General features: G+C 52.1%; 18 protein-coding genes. 7 read left to right on the top strand and 11 right to left on the bottom strand.

All coding sequences use genetic code 11. The features are described from left to right. Positions 1-5: 5 nt before the first annotated feature. The gene (gene yfbV / locus SK32_RS01405) at positions 6-461 is read right to left on the bottom strand and encodes a terminus macrodomain insulation protein YfbV (RefSeq protein ID WP_003028087.1); all 456 of its coding nucleotides are present in this window, start codon (positions 459-461) and stop codon (positions 6-8) included. 339 nt (positions 462-800) lie between these two features. Here yfbV and ackA point away from each other — a divergent pair, with 339 nt between their 5' ends. The 3 genes from ackA (at position 801) to yfcC (ending at position 5,945) form a co-directional block, all read left to right on the top strand. After that, positions 801-2,003 carry an acetate kinase gene (gene ackA, locus SK32_RS01400; RefSeq protein ID WP_048211067.1) on the top strand — a complete coding sequence of 401 codons (1,203 nt, stop codon included), beginning with the start codon at positions 801-803 and terminating at the stop codon, positions 2,001-2,003. Between the two features lie 75 nt (positions 2,004-2,078). Further along, positions 2,079-4,223, top strand: coding sequence for a phosphate acetyltransferase (gene pta, locus SK32_RS01395; RefSeq protein ID WP_048211066.1), 2,145 nt, complete (start codon positions 2,079-2,081; stop codon positions 4,221-4,223). A 201-nt stretch (positions 4,224-4,424) separates the two neighbouring features. Then, the gene (yfcC, locus tag SK32_RS01390) at positions 4,425-5,945 is read left to right on the top strand and encodes a putative basic amino acid antiporter YfcC (RefSeq protein ID WP_048211065.1); all 1,521 of its coding nucleotides are present in this window, start codon (positions 4,425-4,427) and stop codon (positions 5,943-5,945) included. Positions 5,946-6,031: 86 nt separating this feature from the next. Here yfcC and yfcD read toward each other — a convergent pair whose 3' ends face one another. Genes yfcD through yfcF form a run of 3 tightly spaced genes read right to left on the bottom strand, consistent with a single transcriptional unit; the run spans position 6,032 to position 7,894 of the window. Continuing rightward, positions 6,032-6,586 carry an NUDIX hydrolase YfcD gene (gene yfcD, locus SK32_RS01385; protein ID WP_048211064.1) on the bottom strand — a complete coding sequence of 185 codons (555 nt, stop codon included), beginning with the start codon at positions 6,584-6,586 and terminating at the stop codon, positions 6,032-6,034. A 56-nt stretch (positions 6,587-6,642) separates the two neighbouring features. Continuing rightward, positions 6,643-7,194, bottom strand: a complete 552-nt coding sequence (gene yfcE, locus SK32_RS01380) for a phosphodiesterase (RefSeq protein WP_048211063.1) — start codon at positions 7,192-7,194, stop codon at positions 6,643-6,645. Positions 7,195-7,249: 55 nt separating this feature from the next. Then, positions 7,250-7,894, bottom strand: a complete 645-nt coding sequence (gene yfcF / locus SK32_RS01375) for a glutathione transferase (protein WP_048211062.1) — start codon at positions 7,892-7,894, stop codon at positions 7,250-7,252. Between the two features lie 134 nt (positions 7,895-8,028). Between yfcF and yfcG the strand changes: the two genes are divergently transcribed. From yfcG to SK32_RS01355, 4 genes are all read left to right on the top strand, one after another. Next, a complete protein-coding gene (gene yfcG, locus SK32_RS01370) occupies positions 8,029-8,664 on the top strand; it encodes a GSH-dependent disulfide bond oxidoreductase (protein WP_048211061.1) in 636 nt (211 codons plus the stop codon). A 54-nt stretch (positions 8,665-8,718) separates the two neighbouring features. Further along, positions 8,719-9,081: a dihydroneopterin triphosphate 2'-epimerase gene (folX, locus tag SK32_RS01365; protein ID WP_005129505.1), complete on the top strand. Its 363-nt coding sequence runs from the start codon at positions 8,719-8,721 to the stop codon at positions 9,079-9,081. 19 nt (positions 9,082-9,100) lie between these two features. Next, positions 9,101-9,994, top strand: a complete 894-nt coding sequence (locus tag SK32_RS01360; protein ID WP_048211060.1) for a TIGR01777 family oxidoreductase — start codon at positions 9,101-9,103, stop codon at positions 9,992-9,994. 71 nt (positions 9,995-10,065) lie between these two features. Then, positions 10,066-10,581 carry a GNAT family N-acetyltransferase gene (locus tag SK32_RS01355; protein WP_071887365.1) on the top strand — a complete coding sequence of 172 codons (516 nt, stop codon included), beginning with the start codon at positions 10,066-10,068 and terminating at the stop codon, positions 10,579-10,581. 33 nt (positions 10,582-10,614) lie between these two features. Here the strand turns inward: SK32_RS01355 and hisP are convergent, their stop codons facing one another. The 7 genes from hisP to SK32_RS01320 form a co-directional block, all read right to left on the bottom strand. Beyond that, positions 10,615-11,388, bottom strand: a complete 774-nt coding sequence (hisP, locus tag SK32_RS01350; protein WP_048212554.1) for a histidine ABC transporter ATP-binding protein HisP — start codon at positions 11,386-11,388, stop codon at positions 10,615-10,617. Positions 11,389-11,401: 13 nt separating this feature from the next. Continuing rightward, on the bottom strand, positions 11,402-12,109 hold the full coding sequence (gene hisM / locus SK32_RS01345) for a histidine ABC transporter permease HisM (RefSeq protein WP_003028116.1): 708 nt from the start codon (positions 12,107-12,109) through the stop codon (positions 11,402-11,404). After that, positions 12,106-12,792 carry a histidine ABC transporter permease HisQ gene (locus SK32_RS01340; protein ID WP_003028118.1) on the bottom strand — a complete coding sequence of 229 codons (687 nt, stop codon included), beginning with the start codon at positions 12,790-12,792 and terminating at the stop codon, positions 12,106-12,108. The genes hisM and SK32_RS01340 overlap by 4 nt, the downstream gene beginning before the upstream one ends. Before the next feature lie 186 nt (positions 12,793-12,978). After that, positions 12,979-13,761, bottom strand: a complete 783-nt coding sequence (hisJ, locus tag SK32_RS01335; protein ID WP_003028120.1) for a histidine ABC transporter substrate-binding protein HisJ — start codon at positions 13,759-13,761, stop codon at positions 12,979-12,981. Between the two features lie 247 nt (positions 13,762-14,008). Further along, positions 14,009-14,791: a lysine/arginine/ornithine ABC transporter substrate-binding protein ArgT gene (gene argT / locus SK32_RS01330; protein WP_003028123.1), complete on the bottom strand. Its 783-nt coding sequence runs from the start codon at positions 14,789-14,791 to the stop codon at positions 14,009-14,011. 287 nt (positions 14,792-15,078) lie between these two features. Further along, on the bottom strand, positions 15,079-15,648 hold the full coding sequence (locus tag SK32_RS01325) for a UbiX family flavin prenyltransferase (RefSeq protein ID WP_048211058.1): 570 nt from the start codon (positions 15,646-15,648) through the stop codon (positions 15,079-15,081). Further along, positions 15,645-17,111, bottom strand: coding sequence for an amino acid permease (locus SK32_RS01320; protein WP_075551357.1), 1,467 nt, complete (start codon positions 17,109-17,111; stop codon positions 15,645-15,647). Before SK32_RS01320 ends, SK32_RS01325 begins: the two co-directional genes overlap by 4 nt. Between the last annotated feature and the right edge of the window lie 65 nt (positions 17,112-17,176).

Below are 17,176 nucleotides of genomic sequence, written 5' to 3'. Positions count from 1 at the left end.
GTCAATTACAAATCATCGAGGAAAGTTTTATCCAGTTGTTTGAAGGCACGCTTAAGCGTGTCAGCCAGCGCCTGGTAATCAGGCTTCCCTTCAACCGGCGATAACGCCTGTCCGGCTTCTTGTAATTTCCCCCGAACTTCGTAGAACCAGTTGAGAATTGAAGGCGGCAGCGGTGTCACGGAACGTTTACCCAACCACCACATGCCCTGCATTGGCAGGCTCAGCGCAAATAGCGCCGTTGCCACAGCCGGTCCCAACTGACCACCCAACGCAATTTGCCAGCATAACGTGAAGACGGCGATAGGCGGCATAAAACGGATTGCGTAACGTGTCATACGGATCACGCGGTTCTCTACAAACACGGGCGCGAGGCGCTTTTCCATTGGCCACGTCTTCGCGTAGTGCTGCCCCCGGCGGAACAAGCTAAAAAAATTGACGGAACGATTATCCGGTGTCGACATGGCGGTTACCTCAACTTCACATATAAAAATTAAAAAATTTGTGCAAAACAACAACTACAAAGGACATCGTTCAAAACATTTTGTCTTTGATACCCACATTCAGGTATCCTGTGCCGGCCTGTAAGGCCTTTAGTCCAAAATCATTGAGTCGTCAAATTGACACATAGTATGCCATTGGCTGAAAAATACGCAAAATGACATAGACTCAAAGGTATTTATTCCATCGTGCCCAAAAAGACCCTGGCGCATGATGTTAATCATAAACGTCGGTGTCATCATGCGCTACGCTCTATGACTCCCTGACGTTTTTTTAGCCACGTATCATAAATAGGTACTTCCATGTCGAGTAAGTTAGTACTGGTTCTGAACTGCGGTAGCTCCTCACTGAAATTTGCCATCATCGATGCAGTAAACGGTGAAGAATACCTTTCTGGTTTAGCCGAATGTTTCCATCTCCCAGAAGCACGTATCAAATGGAAAATGGATGGCGGTAAACAAGAAGCGGCTTTAGGTGCAGGCGCCGCTCACAGTGAAGCGCTGAATTTTATCGTTAATACTATTCTGGCACAAAAACCAGAACTGTCTGCTCAGCTGACTGCGATTGGTCACCGTGTTGTTCACGGCGGCGAAAAATACACCGGCTCTGTAGTTATCGACGATTCCGTTATTCAGGGTATCAAAGATGCAGCCTCTTTTGCACCGTTGCACAACCCTGCACACCTGATCGGTATCGCTGAAGCGCTGAAATCCTTCCCGAATCTGAAAGACAAAAACGTGGCCGTATTCGACACCGCGTTCCATCAGACTATGCCGGAAGAATCTTACCTCTATGCCCTGCCGTACAGCCTGTACAAAGAGCATGGCGTTCGTCGTTACGGCGCGCACGGTACCAGCCACTTCTTCGTGACTCAGGAAGCGGCAAAAATGCTGAACAAACCGGTTGATGAACTGAACATCATCACTTGCCACCTGGGCAACGGCGGTTCTGTTTCTGCAATCCGTAACGGTAAATGTGTTGATACTTCCATGGGTCTGACCCCGCTGGAAGGTCTGGTGATGGGTACGCGTTCCGGTGACATCGACCCGGCGATCATCTTCCACCTGCACGACACCCTGGGCATGAGTGTTGACCAGATCAACAAAATGCTGACCAAAGAGTCTGGCCTGCTGGGTCTGACTGAAGTCACCAGCGACTGCCGTTATGTTGAAGACAACTACACCACCAAAGAAGACGCTAAACGTGCAATGGACGTTTACTGCCACCGTCTGGCGAAATACATCGGTTCCTACACCGCGCTGATGGATGGTCGTCTGGATGCGGTTGTCTTCACCGGTGGCATTGGTGAAAACGCCGCGATGGTTCGTGAACTGTCTCTGGGCAAACTGGGCGTTCTGGGCTTCGAAGTTGACCACGAACGTAACCTGGCCGCACGTTTCGGCAAATCTGGTTTCATCAACAAAGAAGGTACCCGTCCTGCGGTGGTTATCCCAACCAACGAAGAACTGGTTATCGCGCAAGACGCGAGCCGTCTGACTGCCTGATTTCACACCGCCAGCCTAGCTGGCGGTGCTGTTTTGTAACCCGTCTAAATTGGCGGTAACGAAAGAGGATAAACCGTGTCCCGTATTATTATGCTGATCCCTACCGGAACCAGCGTCGGCCTGACCAGCGTCAGCCTTGGCGTGATCCGTGCTATGGAACGCAAAGGCGTTCGTCTGAGCGTCTTTAAGCCTATCGCTCAGCCTCGTGCCGGTGGCGATGCGCCTGACCAGACTACCAGCATCGTGCGTGCTAACTCTTCTCTGCCAGCCGCTGAGCCGCTGAAGATGAGCCACGTTGAATCTCTGCTGTCCAGCAATCAGAAAGATGTGCTGATGGAAGAGATTATCGCGAACTATCACGCGAACACTAAAGACGCTGAAGTTGTACTGGTTGAAGGCCTGGTCCCAACCCGTAAACATCAGTTCGCGCAGTCTCTGAACTACGAAATCGCGAAAACGCTGAACGCGGAAATCGTCTTCGTCATGTCTCAGGGTACCGATACCCCGGAACAGCTGAACGAGCGTATTGAACTGACTCGCAGCAGCTTCGGCGGCGCGAAAAACACCAACATCACCGGCGTAATCGTTAACAAACTGAACGCACCGGTTGATGAGCAGGGCCGTACTCGCCCGGATCTGTCTGAGATTTTCGACGACTCTTCCAAAGCGAAAGTGATCAAAGTTGATCCGGCTAAACTGCAGGAGTCCAGCCCGCTGCCGGTTCTGGGCGCGGTGCCGTGGAGCTTCGATCTGATCGCCACCCGTGCAATCGATATGGCGCGTCACCTGAACGCCACCATCGTGAACGAAGGCGATATCAATACCCGTCGCGTGAAGTCTGTGACTTTCTGCGCACGCAGCATTCCGCACATGTTGGAACACTTCCGCGCAGGTTCTCTGCTGGTAACTTCCGCTGACCGTCCGGACGTGCTGGTTGCAGCATGCCTGGCGGCCATGAACGGCGTGGAAATCGGCGCCCTGCTGCTGACTGGCGGCTATGAAATGGACGCGCGCATCACTAAGCTGTGCGAACGTGCATTCGAAACCGGCCTGCCGGTATTCATGGTCAACACCAATACCTGGCAGACCTCTCTGAGCCTGCAGAGCTTCAACCTGGAAGTTCCGGTTGACGATCACGAGCGTATTGAGAAAGTTCAGGAATACGTTGCTAACTACATCAACGCCGACTGGGTTGAATCTCTGACCGCAACGTCTGAGCGCAGCCGTCGTCTGTCTCCACCAGCGTTCCGCTACCAGTTGACCGAACTGGCGCGTAAAGCGGGCAAACGCGTTGTTCTGCCGGAAGGCGACGAACCGCGTACCGTTAAAGCGGCCGCTATCTGTGCTGAACGCGGTATCGCAACCTGCGTACTGTTGGGTAACCCGGATGAGATCACCCGCGTTGCGGCGTCTCAGGGCGTTGAGCTGGGCGCTGGCGTTGAAATCGTTGACCCGGATGTGGTTCGCGAAAGCTACGTTGCACGCCTGGTCGAACTGCGTAAAAACAAAGGTATGACCGAAACCGTTGCCCGCGAACAGCTGGAAGACAACGTGGTTCTCGGTACCCTGATGCTGGAACAGGACGACGTTGACGGACTGGTTTCTGGTGCCGTTCACACTACCGCGAATACCATTCGTCCACCGCTGCAGCTAATCAAAACTGCACCGGGCAGTTCTCTGGTATCCTCCGTGTTCTTCATGCTGCTGCCGGATCAGGTTTACGTCTACGGCGACTGCGCGATCAACCCGGATCCAACCGCAGAGCAGCTGGCAGAAATCGCGATTCAGTCCGCTGATTCCGCAACTGCTTTCGGTATCGAACCGCGCGTTGCGATGCTCTCCTACTCCACCGGTACCTCTGGTGCAGGTAGCGACGTAGAGAAAGTACGTGAAGCGACTCGTCTGGCACAGGAAAAACGTCCTGACCTGATGATCGACGGCCCGCTGCAGTATGACGCCGCCGTTATGGCTGATGTAGCAAAATCCAAAGCGCCGAACTCTCCGGTTGCCGGTCGCGCTACCGTGTTCATCTTCCCGGATCTGAACACCGGTAACACCACCTACAAAGCGGTACAGCGTTCTGCCGACCTGATCTCCATCGGGCCGATGCTGCAGGGTATGCGCAAGCCGGTGAACGACCTGTCTCGTGGCGCGCTGGTAGACGATATCGTCTACACCATCGCTCTGACCGCGATCCAGTCTTCCCAGCAGCAGCAGTAATTTGCTGCGTGTGCCGGATGCTTTATCCGGCAACACATCCTGCTTATCAAACCGGAAATAGCTAATATTTCCGGTTTTTTTATATCTGTTTTTCCCATTTGCATAATCTGAAACATTTATCAGGATGCGCTGCATCAATGAATAACTATTCTCCTGTTTGCATACTTACCCTCTTTTGCATTGCAACAGGGATAGTCTTTCATGTCAGCAGTAACAGAAACACGGCCAGCCAAAAAGTGGGCGATGCCCGACACGCTGGTGATAATTTTTTTCGTCGCCATTTTAACCAGTCTGGCAACCTGGGTTGTTCCCGTCGGGATGTTCGACAGTCAGGAAGTGCAGTATCAGGTTGATGGGCAAACCAAGACCCGCAAGGTTGTTGATCCCCACTCATTCCGTATTCTGACCAATGAAGCCGGTGAAGAGCAGTATCACCCGGTTAAGTTCTTTACCACCGGTGACGAAAGTCCTGGTCTGATGAACTTCCCGTTTGAAGGGTTAACCTCCGGCTCTAAATTCGGTACTGCCGTTGGCATCATTATGTTTATGCTGGTGATTGGCGGCGCGTTTGGCATCGTGATGCGCACCGGAACCATTGATAACGGCATCCTGGCGCTCATCCGCCATACCCGGGGTAACGAGGTCTTGTTTATCCCGGTGCTGTTTATTCTCTTCTCATTGGGTGGCGCGGTATTTGGCATGGGGGAAGAGGCTGTCGCCTTTGCCATTATCATCGCGCCGCTGATGGTACGCTTAGGTTACGACAGTATCACCACCGTGCTGGTGACCTACATTGCCACCCAAATTGGCTTTGCCAGTTCGTGGATGAACCCATTCTGTGTGGTTGTCGCACAGGGTATTGCCGGTGTCCCTGTGCTCTCGGGTTCGGGTCTGCGCATCGTGGTGTGGGTTGTGGCGACGATGATCGGCTTGACGTTCACGCTGGCCTACGCGGCGCGCATCAAAAAGAATCCGCTGCTGTCACGCGTGCATGAATCAGACCGCTTCTTCCGCGAACAGCAGGATGAGGTCATTGAGCGCCGCTTCACGCTCGGCGACTGGCTGGTACTGATGGTGCTGACGGGAGTGATCGTGTGGGTCATTTGGGGCGTTATCGTCCACGCGTGGTTTATCCCGGAGATTGCCAGCCAGTTCTTCACTATGGGGTTGGTGATTGGCATTATTGGCGTCGTCTTTCGGCTCAACGGCATGACGGTTAACATCATGGCGTCCTCATTTACTGAGGGTGCGCGTATGATGATTGCCCCTGCCCTGCTAGTGGGTTTTGCCAAGGGGATATTGCTGCTGGTAGGCAATGGTGAAGCGGGCGATGCCAGCGTACTGAATACCCTGCTGCACAGCATCGCCAACGGCATTAGCGGTCTGGATAACGCCATTGCGGCGTGGTTTATGCTGCTGTTCCAGGCGGTATTTAATTTCTTCGTTACCTCCGGCTCCGGTCAGGCTGCGTTGACCATGCCGCTGCTGGCACCGTTGGGCGATCTGGTTGGCGTCAACCGTCAGGTCACCGTTCTGGCATTCCAGTTTGGTGACGGATTCAGTCATATTATCTATCCTACGTCGGCATCACTGATGGCAACGTTAGGCGTTTGTCGGGTGGATTTTCGTAACTGGCTGAAGGTAGGCGCCACGCTGTTGGGACTGCTGTTTATTATGTCCAGCGTGGTGGTGATTGGCGCGCAGATAATGGGCTACCATTAAACAACAAGGCCGGATAATGCGCATCAGCGGCTTATCCGGCCTACAACGACGCCCGATCCCGTCACCCAGGATCGGCGGTGCTGAATTTACTCAGCTTCTTCGTGTTTTTCGGCTTTCGCACTTTCATTCTTGGCGTTGCGGGTCATCCACAGCGCCAGTGCCTTCAGTGAGTCCGGTGTAAATTCATCACAGCGCGCGGTAATTTCTTCCGGCGTCAGCCAGCACACTTCACTAATTTCTTCTTCCTGCAGCGCAAACGGTCCGTGAGAAACGCAGCTAAACAGCCCGCCCCAGACGCGACAGTTCTGGTCTTCAAAATAAAACTGACCGTGCTCGGCAAACGGGACACCGGCAATGCCCAATTCTTCTTCAGCTTCACGACGCGCGGAGTCCAGAAGCTGCTCATCAGCCTGAACAACCCCCCCCGCGGTAGCATCCAGCATACCGGGCATAAAGTCCTTTGTCTCAGTGCGACGCTGAACCAGAATTTTACCCATACCATCGTGTACAACGATATACGTTGCACGGTGGCGCAAGCATTGTGCCCGCATTTGTTCCCGGCTGGATTGTGCGATGACTTCATTGTCTTCATTCACAATATCCACCCATTCAGTACTTGCCAAACGACGCTGTTCCACCATCAGGAAACCTTCTTTTTTCTAGCGCTCTTACGGCGCGTTTACGTTTGTGGGGTAACTTACGGATTAATCTCGACCTGCGCAATAATACTTTGATCATTGAGTGCCATCACGCTGAGAACATTATCATCCAGAATCCCGTAGCTTGCCGTAAATCCCCCTTTCGGGATGCTTACCGAACCGGGGTTAAACTGGTAGATATCCCCACGTCGCTCTGCCACCGGCAGATGCGTATGTCCATAAACCAGCACATCGCCGGCGTTGAGCGGTGGTAAGTTATCCGGACCAAAAAGATGTCCGTGCGTCAGAAAGAGTCGCTGGCTGTCAGTCAGAATTTGCTGCCATGGCGCGGTTATTGGAAAATGCAGAAGCATCTGATCCACTTCGCTGTCGCAATTACCACGTACCGCAATTATCCGCGACGCCTGCTCATTCAAACGCTCGGCGACCTGCGCTGGCGCGTAGCCCTCTGGCAGCGCATTACGCGGCCCATGGTTCAATACATCGCCCAGTATCACCAGCCATTGCGCACCGCTTTGGGCAAACCGTTCAAGTACGCATTCCGTAGCCGGCAACGAACCATGAATGTCCGATGCGAACATCAGTTTCATCACTCACCCCTCGTTGAAAAATACCTTTCAATGATACTGGATTACGTCCCTACTTTCAGCAGGAACGCTTCGCTGAAAGCGCGATAAAACGTTGTACCGAAGCGCGTTGCCACTGGAAGGTGGCATACTCTGCGAGCTGTTCTGGTACATCATCGCCATTCAGAACCAGTCGATTAAGCATTAGCGCTAAATCGCTGTCTGCGATACACCATTCACCAAACAAATTCTGCTTACCGTGCGCCAGTAAACTGCCCGCCGTGGCAAACAATTTTTCCGCACTGGCCCTTCCTGCTTCCGTCAACGGACCTTTCTTCACGCCAGCAAAAACCACATCCGTCGAACGCTCTTCCCGGATAGGCATCAGATCGCTACGGAGCCAAGCCTGAACCTGGCGGGCGCGAGCCCGTTTTTGTAGATCGTGCGGATAAATGCGCTCCCATTGTGGTGGAGCGAAACGCTCTTCCAGGAACTCGGCAATCGCCGAGGATTCACTCAGTTCAAAACCGTCAATGTCAAGAACCGGTACGCGCCGCGTCAGCGCATACCCTTGCCATGAAGGTTGCAAGTGTTCGCCACTATTGAGGTTGACAGTTTTCAGCGTAAAAGGCAGCCCTTTCTCTTGCAGAGCGACATAAACAGACAGTACATAAGGGGAGAAAAAGTTGGCATCTGACCACAGCGTAATTGCAGGTTTGCTCATAATGTCCTCTGAAGTGTATTGGCTTTCTTTCAAAATATAGAGTCTTTCTCTCGCTGTCACTTGATGAAAACTCACACACGTCGGCAGCTTCTATACTTGTAGTGACCCGGTTCATGACAAAACGGACGCTGAAAATGATCGACCTTTACTACACTCCATCGCCAAACGGGCACAAAATCACACTGTTTCTCGAAGAGGCGCAGTTAAAATACCGTCTGATTCATGTAGATATCAGCAGAGGCAGCCAGTTCCGCCCTGACTTTTTGCTGATTTCACCGAATAATAAAATTCCGGCCATCATCGACTGCGCCCCGGAGGATGGCGGAAAACCCATTAGCCTGTTTGAGTCTGGCGAGATTTTACTCTACCTGGCGGAAAAGAGCGGTAAGCTACTCAGCGGCGAATTACGCGAGCGCCACACCACGCTGCAGTGGCTCTTCTGGCAGGTTAGCGGACTTGGGCCAATGCTGGGACAAAATCATCACTTCAGCCACTTCGCACCGCAGACTATCCCCTACGCCATTGAACGGTATCAGGTGGAAACCCAGCGACTGTACAACGTCATGAATAAACGCCTGGAAATATCACCCTGGCTGGGTGGCGATCATTACAGCATTGCCGACATTGCCTGCTGGCCGTGGATTAATCTCCACCAGCGCCAGCGTATCGACCTCGACAACTATCCGGCGGTCAATAACTGGTACGAACGTATCCGTACTCGTCCCGCAACAGAACGGGCGATGCAGCAAGCGCAGAGCGAGAAAAGTTAACGCGATTCGGTTCTCGTGTATCATGAAAAGGTTCATACATGGAGGAAACCTGCAATGTCACAACCTGACGCAATTATTCGTATAAAAAACCTTCGTCTGCGCACTTTTATCGGCATTAAAGAAGAAGAGATTCTGAACCGACAGGATATCGTCATCAATATTGCCATCCACTATCCAGCAGACAAAGCCCGGACCAGTGAAGATATCAACGATGCGCTGAATTATCGCACCATCACCAAGAGCATCATTTCGCACGTTGAGAGTAACCGCTTCTCATTGTTGGAAAAATTAACGCAAGATGTGCTCGATATCGCACGCGAACATCACTGGGTCACTTATGCTGAAGTGGAGATCGATAAACTTCACGCATTGCGTTACGCCGACTCCGTTTCCATGACATTGAGCTGGCAGCGCTAAACGTAACCCGGGAGGCGACATGCAGATTCTGATTACCGGCGGTACTGGCCTGATTGGACGTCATTTGATCCCCCGCCTGCTGGAACTGGGGCATCAGATTACCGTAGTGACACGTACTCCTGATAAGGCTCGTCAGATTCTGGACTCCCGGGTCACGCTTTGGAAAGGGCTGGAAGAGCAGCAAAACCTCGATGGCGTTGATGCTGTCATCAATCTTGCCGGAGAGCCTATCGCCGACAAACGCTGGAGCGCTGAGCAAAAAGAGCGTTTGTGCCAGAGCCGCTGGGGGATTACGCAGAAACTGGTCGATTTAATCAAGGTCAGCAACACGCCGCCTGCCGTACTCATCTCTGGTTCCGCTACGGGATACTACGGCGATCTGGGTGAAGTCGTTGTGACGGAAGAAGAACCGCCACATAATGAATTCACCCATAAGTTGTGCGCCCGCTGGGAACAGATCGCCAGCGCTGCGCAAAGCGACAAAACCCGCGTATGTTTGCTACGTACTGGCGTTGTATTGGCCTCTACAGGCGGGATCCTCGTAAAGATGGTTCCACCGTTTCGTCTGGGGCTTGGCGGTCCTATCGGCAATGGGCGTCAATACCTGGCCTGGATCCATATTGACGATATGGTCAACGGGATTATCTGGCTGCTGGATAACGATCTGCGCGGTCCCTTCAATATGGTTTCGCCATACCCGGTTCGCAATGAACAGTTCGCCCATGCGCTGGGTCATGCCCTAAACCGCCCGGCGATCCTGCGCGTTCCGGCAGCCGCTATGCGGCTGCTGATGGGCGAATCCTCGGTGCTGGTCCTCGGGGGGCAGCGCGCGTTGCCCAAGCGACTGGAGGGGGCAGGTTTTGCGTTTCGTTGGTACGATTTGGAAGAAGCGCTGGCCGATGTCATCCGATAATGTCTGATATCCCTTCACTGTTGCCATTGTGGTGGTATGGTTAAAAAACCAAATACCACAATGGCGACGTTATGGCGATAATATCAACACCCCGACTTACTCTCTCTTTATACCAACTCGCTGACTGGCCTTTTTTCCAGCGGCTACGAGAAAATCCGGACGTCATGCGTTTCATGGGTGATATCGCCCCAACCAAAGATACTCGCCTGCTCTTCGCCAGACGCCTTTCCGCTCGACATACCTTTGTTATCCGGGAGCACAACAACACGGCGCAACTGGGCGATATTGGCTTACAGATAAGCCATCTTTATCCTCAGGAAGCTGATATTGGCTATGCCATCACGCCGCGGGCGCAGGGAAAAGGGATTGCCAGCGAAGCCGTACGTGCCGTGTGCGATTATGCCTTTCAACAGGCTGGCGTAACGGCGATAAATGCCTATGTATTAGCCGGAAATACCGGGTCGATACGCATTCTGGAAAAAACAGGATTTATACGCACTCAGGTGCTTGAAAAAGCCTATGAAGTGAACGGCATAGCGTATGACGACTGGGTTTATCGTCTGGAGTACAGCGCGTTAAAGCGGTAGGCCCGGAAAGCGTAACGCCTCCGGGCAACTCACTTATTTCAGCGAGCCCTTGAGAAATTGCTGCAAACGCGGGCTTTGCGGATTACCGAATACCTGCTCCGGGTCGCCCTCTTCCTCAATTTTCCCCTGATGCAGGAAAATCACGTGCGTGGAGACATGTCGAGCGAATCCCATTTCGTGGGTCACGACCACCATGGTTTTACCCTCTTCGGCCAGCTGTTGCATAATACGCAACACCTCGCCCACAAGTTCTGGGTCAAGCGCCGATGTGGGTTCATCAAACAGCAACACTTCCGGTTCCATCGCCAACGCACGCGCAATAGAGACGCGCTGCTGCTGACCACCGGACAGATGTACCGGATATTTGCCCTGCGCGCGCTCATCAATACCGACTTTGGCCAGATACTTCACCGCACGTTCGCGGGCTTCCTGCTTGCTCAGCCCCAGCACCTGAATCGGCGCTTCCATCACGTTTTCCAGCACCGTCATGTGGCTCCACAGGTTGAAGTGCTGAAAGACCATCGTCAGTCGCGTGCGTAGCAGACGCAGCTGATTTTTATCTGCAACCTTCAACTGACCGTCTTTGTCGCGCACCAGGCCAATATTCTGACCGCTAACCACAATCGTTCCGGCACTCGGCTTTTCCAGAAAGTTAATGCAGCGCAGGAAGGTACTTTTACCCGAACCTGACGAACCAATAATACTGATAACATCACCCGCACTGGCCTGCAGCGATACCCCTTTCAGCACTTCATGTTCGCCGTAGTGCTTATGTAAATCGATAACGTTTAATTTATTTTCAGACATCGTGTTACTCGAATCATTTAGAGGATACATGCTGCAACCAGCGTTTTTCCGCTTTACGGAACAGGCTAATCAGGACATACGAAATAATCAAATACAGTACGGCGGCAATACCGAAGGCGGTAAACGGCTGATACGTTGCCGAGTTGATATCGCGGGCGATCTTCAACAAATCAGGCACCGTGGCAGTAAATGCCAGCGCCGTGGAGTGCAGCATTAAAATGACTTCATTGCTGTAAGCCGGCAGCGCAATACGCAGCGCGGAAGGCAAAATAATGCAGCGATACAGTTTGAATGACGAGAAACCGTATGCGCGCGCGGCTTCAATCTCACCATGGGGTACGGAACGAATAGCCCCGGCGAAAATCTCCGTCGTGTAGGCACAGGTATTCAGCGTCAATGCCAGCACGGTACAATTCAGCCCACTGCGGAAAAATGCGTTAAGGAAGTCCGTTCCTTTGACGATCTCCAGCGTATACATCCCGGAATAGAACACCAGAAGTTGAACGTACAGCGGCGTGCCACGAAAAATATAGGTGAACAGCCAGATGGGAAACTGGATAAATTTATTACTGGAAACGCGACCAATCGCCAAAAACAGCGCCAGTATCCCGCCCATCACCACCGACGAAATCAGCAGCCAGAGAGTGATAGCAACGCCAGTGTAGCGATATCCGTCAGTCCACAGCAGGGACTTCCAGTATTCCTGAATAATCTCAATCACAGGTCAGCCCTCTTCACACCCACGGAGTAGCGGCGCTCAAGGTACAGCAGCACACCATTAGACACGGTGGTAAACACCAGATAGATGACCCCGCACACCACGGCAAAATAGAACGGCTCCCAGGTACTCTTCCCGGCAAGCTGAGTGGCTTTCACTACGTCTTCAAGTCCAAGCAGTGACACCAGCGCCGTGGCCTTAAGAATGACCTGCCAGTTGTTGCCTATTCCCGGTAAGGCATAGCGCATCATCGCCGGGAACATAATGCGGCGAAATATTTGTGAGCTGGTAAAACCGAATGCCGTCGCGGCCTCAATATGACCTTTTGGCACAGCCATGAACGCACCACGGAACGTTTCGGTAAAATAGGCGCCGTAGATAAACCCAAGCGTAATTATACCCGCGACCATCGGATCGATATCAATCTGGCCGATACCGATGGCATCGGTAATGGTATTCAGCGCAATTTGTAACCCGTAGAAAATGAGCAGCATTAAGACGAGATCGGGAACCCCGCGGATAAGCGTTGTGTACCCTTCGAAAATAAGCCCCATTGCCCGGCTTTGCGACAGCTTAGCTGCCGCGCCGACAAGACCTATCAGAACCGCCAGTACCACCGAGCTGAGTGCCAGCTCAAGCGTAACAATTGCGCCCTGTAAAATAACACCTGAAAAGCCATACAACATGCTGCCTGTCCTGTCGTGTGTGGTGGAGTAGTAAGCCTCTTTTGATTTCAGACTAACCGTTAAATGCCGGATGGCGGCTTTGCCTTATCCGGCCTACAAAATCACCGTAGGCCTGATAAGCGCAGCGCCATCAGGCATAAATTCAACGCGTCAAAAATCTACGGGCTTTATCAGCACCTGCGGTGATTAACCGCCGTAAACATCAAAATCGAAATACTTTTTCGCCAGCTTCTCGTAAGTCCCGTCAGCGCGCATTTCAGCAAAGGCTTTGTTCAGCGCTTCGCGCAGCTCGTTATCGTCTTTGCGCAGCCCCATACCGGTACCCACGCCGAATAACTTCTCGTCTTTCACAGACGGGCCGCCGAATTTGTAATCTTTACCGACCGGCTGTTTCAGGAAGCCTTCGCTGGCCGCGACTTCATCCTGGAATGCGGCGTCAATACGCCCGGCAGTCAGGTCAGAATAGATATTGTCTTGTCCCTGATAGGAGACAATTTCAATGCCTTTTGGCGCCCAGTGCTCGTTACCGAACGTTTCCTGAGTCGTGCCCTGCAGCACGCCGACACGTTTACCTTTCAGCGACTCAATAGTCGGCTGAATAGCAGAATCTTTAGCGACAACCAGACGCGAGTCGGCTGCATAAAGCTTGTCGGTAAAGGCAATTTCCTGCTGACGTTTTTCAGTAATGGAAAGCGAGGACATGATCGCATCGATTTTTTTCGCTTTTAGCGAAGGGATCAGCGCGTCCAGCGGGTTTTCCACGAAGGTACATTGCGTATTGATACGTTTGCACAGCTCTTTAGCCAGATCGATATCAAAACCGACTAATTCACCCTGCGCATTTTTCGATTCGAACGGCGCATAAGTAGGATCGGTACCGATACGAATTTTTTGCGGAATGGCGGCAAATGCTGCGGTAGCACTGGAGAAAGCCAGAACCAGAGAAAGAGACAACACCAGTTTTTTCATAACTATCCTCAACAGACTGTCTTTTATAGGGGATCTTTACAGGACCAGGTGCAGTTATCGTGCCATTAATCAGGCCGACAAGGCAAAGCATTCTACCCTGTCGGCGGTATTTATTTGCATGAAAAGCGCTTAAGTATGCACTCATGCTTATTAAGCCAACGACAAAAGCACCAAAAAAGTGCACTGAATGTATTATGCACCGTAATGGTTACCCGCAATGGTGCAGTCAATTCCCCGCTGCGGCGTATTAATCGCCGTAGACATTGAAGTTAAAATACTTACTCGCCATTTTGTCGTAAGTGCCGTCTTTGCGCAGTTCACCCAGCGCTTTATCAAAAGCGGCTTTCAGCTCGGTGTCATCTTTGCGCAAACCAATCCCGGTTCCGTCGCCAAAGTATTTTTTATCTTTTACCGAAGGACCTGCAAAGTCGTAGTCTTTACCGGCAGGCTGCTTCAGGAAGCCTTCGCTGGCCGCGACTTCATCCTGCAACGCCGCGTCGAGACGACCCGCCGTCAGGTCAGAATAAATGAGATCCTGGTTCGCATAGGCCACCACATCCACGCCTTTGCTACGCCAGTTGTCATTGGCATAGGCTTCCTGAGTAGAGCCTTGCAGCACGCCAACGTGTTTACCCTTGAGGGAATCCAGAGTCGGTTTAATTGGGGAACCTTTCGCGGCGATCAGACGTGAGTCTGCTGCGTAAAGTTTGTCTGAGAACGCAATCTCTTGCTGACGCTTCTCGGTGATAGAAAGCGAGGAGATAATGGCGTCAATTTTTTTCGCTTTCAGCGACGGGATCAGAGCATCAAAATCGCTGGCAACCCAGGTACATTTGATCTGCATGCGCTTACACATCTCGTTTCCCAGATCGATATCAAAGCCGACAAAGTCGCCTTTGGCATCTTTAGAGGAAAAAGGTGCGTATGTTGTATCTGTACCAATACGAACCGTCTGCGGAAGTGCTGCGTAGCTGGCCGCGGTGGCGGAAAGTCCTACCAGCAAAGACAAAGCAAGAACCGTCTTCTTCATACATAACCCTCAAGTGGCGTAATTTTATTATGTTTTACGTTGTGTTGTGTGTTTGCAGACTTTTTCATGCAGGTCTTATGCCATTTTCGCGTCGATGAGGATATTCGACGTTAAATATGTTAATAAAACGTTGCAATAATGTCCTGATTTTGAAGATAGCAGGTCTGACGGTTGAACCGCAGCGTTTCGTTGAGTTTTAACGAATTAAATGTTGAGGATATGATCGCGGTTACAAAATTGCCCTGAAACAGGGCAACAGATGTTTCTTTGCACGCTGATGGAACGGCTTAGGCCCCTTGCCAGCGGGTGAACAGGTCCTGCGGAAGGGTAATATCAAACTGGTCAAGCACGCGGTTAACCGTTTGATTAATCACATCATCGAGCGTTTGCGGGCGATGATAGAACGCCGGGACAGGCGGCATAATCACTGCGCCAATTTCTGCCGCCTGGGTCATGAGGCGCAGATGCCCCAAATGCAGCGGCGTTTCGCGCACGCACAGCACCAGCGGGCGGCGTTCTTTCAACACCACATCTGCCGCACGGGTCAGCAGCCCATCGGTATAGCTGTGGACGATGCCGGAAAGCGTTTTAATGGAACACGGCAGGATAACCATTCCGGCGGTCTGAAAAGAGCCGGAAGAGATACTGGCGGCGATATCGCGCGTATCGTGAGTCACATTCGCCAGCGCCTGTACGTCACGCACGGTGAGGTCCGTTTCCAGCGCCAGCGTCTGCCGGGCAGCGGCACTCATCACCAGATGGGTTTCCACATCGGTAACGTCACGCAAAACCTGCAGCAGGCGCACGCCGTAAATTGCCCCGCTTGCGCCGCTAATCCCTACAATGAGTCGTTTCATTTTATCTTTCCATCACTTGATGGGCTAACTGTGCCGTATTTCTTTACCACAGACAACCTGGAATCACCCACCTCTTCAGTCCGCAAAGCAGGTTTGAGCACAAACCATGAAATCAGAATACAAACCATAAAGGCCAGTTCTACCAGCATAATCACGCCCCCTTTTTCACTGAACCAGGTTCCCACCATAATGGCAACGTTAGTGACGATAACAAACCTGGCTATCCAGGGAAAAAACGGTGAACGATAGCGCAGTAAATCAGGGGAATACTTCCCGTCATTCACAGCCTTGCGAAACCGATACTGACACCAGCCAATGGTTATCCATGCCAGACAGCCCACCTGCCCGGTACTGGCAATCAACAAAATATAGAATTTCTGTGCAGGAATATATCGGGTCAGCATCGATACCAGAGCCAGAATCACCGTTATCAGAATAGCGTAAACAGGCACGCCGCTGGCGTTAGTCCTGGCGAAAAAACGAGGAGCGAAACGGTCGCCAGACATTGACCATAGCATGCGTGAACTGGCATAGATTGCGGAATTCGCTGCTGACACAGCAGCAGAGAAGATGACTAGCGTCATCAGTAAATCTGCGCCAGGCATACCGACACGTGAGAATACCCACACGAAGGGGCTGGTTCCATCAGGTATCTTTCCCTGCGGATAAACCAGCGCCAGAACGGCAATCGCCAGACCGTAAAACAGAATAATACGCAGACCGATACCCAGAATCACCCTGGGTAAGACGATGTGTGGCGACTCCGTTTCGCCTGCCGCATTGCCAACCAGCTCAACGCCCTGGAACGAATAGATGACGATTGTCATACAAACCAGAATTTGCTCCCATCCGTGAGGAAACCACAACCCTGCACTTTTTAACGTTGGATGCCAGCTCGTGTCTCCTGACAGCGAGAAGATCATTACCCCGCCCGCCGCGATAAAAAGCACTATCGCGAAAACCTTTATCGCAGATAACCAGTATTCACATTCGCCGAAACTTTTCGCCGAACAGAGATTGATAAGCATTAGCACGACAAGAATGATAAGGCAGAAGAAGTGGACGGGAATAACGGGGAAAAATTGATGGGCAATGAAGCCCGCGGCAGTCAGATCCGCCGCCAGGGAAAACACCCAACTCAGCCAATACAGCCAGCCAATGGTATAGCTCCAGATGGGATTGGGCAGGAACATCAACGCATAATGTTGAAAAGAGCCCGAGTGGGGAAATGCGCAGGACAGTTCGCCAAGGCACATCATGGTAGCCAGCATAATCGCGCCAGCAAACAAATAAGCCAGCAATGTTCCCGCTGGCCCAACACTATTCAGCGGTTCGGCAATGCCGATAAACAAACCCGTGCCAATGGTCCCGCCGAGCGACATCATCAGCAAATGGCGCTTTTTAAGGTTTCGTCGTAGCCCATTTTCGGGTTCGGCGGGGGATTGCGCTTGCAGGGTACTCATGGTCACTCCCTGTCTCAGAAAGGGTCAGAGACGCCGCCACAGACGCATCACTGTGGCGGCAGTGG

It is taken from the genome of Citrobacter sp. MGH100, from assembly GCF_001034465.1.
Taxonomy (GTDB): Bacteria; Pseudomonadota; Gammaproteobacteria; order Enterobacterales; family Enterobacteriaceae; genus Citrobacter; species Citrobacter youngae.
This window is presented reverse-complemented; position numbering and strand designations above follow the sequence as displayed.

What these genes read in the sequence shown, in the direction of transcription:
- yfbV (WP_003028087.1), bottom strand. Translation starts at nt 461, where the DNA reads ATGTCGACACCGGATAATCGTTCCGTCAATTTTTTTAGCTTGTTCCGC.
- ackA (WP_048211067.1), top strand. Translation starts at nt 801, where the DNA reads ATGTCGAGTAAGTTAGTACTGGTTCTGAACTGCGGTAGCTCCTCACTG.
- yfcC (WP_048211065.1), top strand. Translation starts at nt 4,425, where the DNA reads ATGTCAGCAGTAACAGAAACACGGCCAGCCAAAAAGTGGGCGATGCCC.
- yfcD (WP_048211064.1), bottom strand. Translation starts at nt 6,586, where the DNA reads ATGGTGGAACAGCGTCGTTTGGCAAGTACTGAATGGGTGGATATTGTG.
- yfcE (WP_048211063.1), bottom strand. Translation starts at nt 7,194, where the DNA reads ATGAAACTGATGTTCGCATCGGACATTCATGGTTCGTTGCCGGCTACG.
- yfcF (WP_048211062.1), bottom strand. Translation starts at nt 7,894, where the DNA reads ATGAGCAAACCTGCAATTACGCTGTGGTCAGATGCCAACTTTTTCTCC.
- yfcG (WP_048211061.1), top strand. Translation starts at nt 8,029, where the DNA reads ATGATCGACCTTTACTACACTCCATCGCCAAACGGGCACAAAATCACA.
- folX (WP_005129505.1), top strand. Translation starts at nt 8,719, where the DNA reads ATGTCACAACCTGACGCAATTATTCGTATAAAAAACCTTCGTCTGCGC.
- SK32_RS01360 (WP_048211060.1), top strand. Translation starts at nt 9,101, where the DNA reads ATGCAGATTCTGATTACCGGCGGTACTGGCCTGATTGGACGTCATTTG.
- SK32_RS01355 (WP_071887365.1), top strand. Translation starts at nt 10,066, where the DNA reads ATGGCGATAATATCAACACCCCGACTTACTCTCTCTTTATACCAACTC.
- hisP (WP_048212554.1), bottom strand. Translation starts at nt 11,388, where the DNA reads ATGTCTGAAAATAAATTAAACGTTATCGATTTACATAAGCACTACGGC.
- SK32_RS01340 (WP_003028118.1), bottom strand. Translation starts at nt 12,792, where the DNA reads ATGTTGTATGGCTTTTCAGGTGTTATTTTACAGGGCGCAATTGTTACG.
- hisJ (WP_003028120.1), bottom strand. Translation starts at nt 13,761, where the DNA reads ATGAAAAAACTGGTGTTGTCTCTTTCTCTGGTTCTGGCTTTCTCCAGT.
- argT (WP_003028123.1), bottom strand. Translation starts at nt 14,791, where the DNA reads ATGAAGAAGACGGTTCTTGCTTTGTCTTTGCTGGTAGGACTTTCCGCC.
- SK32_RS01325 (WP_048211058.1), bottom strand. Translation starts at nt 15,648, where the DNA reads ATGAAACGACTCATTGTAGGGATTAGCGGCGCAAGCGGGGCAATTTAC.
- SK32_RS01320 (WP_075551357.1), bottom strand. Translation starts at nt 17,111, where the DNA reads ATGAGTACCCTGCAAGCGCAATCCCCCGCCGAACCCGAAAATGGGCTA.